Source organism: Burkholderia sp. Tr-20390, from assembly GCF_017104595.1.
Taxonomy (GTDB): domain Bacteria; phylum Pseudomonadota; class Gammaproteobacteria; order Burkholderiales; family Burkholderiaceae; genus Burkholderia.
Window position 1 is genome coordinate 1 of record NZ_JAAGPC010000468.1, and the last position, 471, is coordinate 471.

Annotated in this window: 1 protein-coding gene; it reads left to right on the forward strand. The window is 72.6% G+C overall.

What is annotated here, in order from left to right:
- Positions 1 to 195: 195 nt before the first annotated feature.
- On the forward strand, positions 196 to 471 hold a 276-nt coding region (locus G3N98_RS39580), incomplete at its 3' end, for a LysR family transcriptional regulator (RefSeq protein ID WP_206151158.1).

A 471-nucleotide genomic window follows, 5' to 3' on the forward strand; every position in this document is an offset into this window, starting at 1 on the left:
GCACGGCGGCCGAAACCGTGCATTTTATCAGTGCGGCGTGGCGCTCGCGCCAGCGCGCATCGCCGCTGTGGTAACGTGCGCCTGTTTAGCGGTGCGCCCCCGCGCGCGCCCGGTCCCTCCGTCGTCGCTATTCAGTATGTCCCGGTCCTCTCCCGGCCGCCCGGCGGCGCCTTCCGTCACCGCGAGGCAACCCCGATGACGCACTCCGCACCCGGCCGCCCGGCGGCCCCGGCCCGCACCGAACCCGCACCGCACGACAACGATGCATCCGAACTGCGCGTGCAGGATCTCGATCTCAACTTGCTGAAGACGTTTCGCGCCGTATACGAGGAGCGGCACGTCGGCCGCGCGGCGCTGCGGCTCGGCGTCACGCAGCCGTCCGTCAGCTACGCGCTCGGCCGGCTGCGGCTGATGTTCCGCGACGCGCTGTTCGTGCGCACCGGCACCGGCGTCGAGCCGACGCCGCGCGCG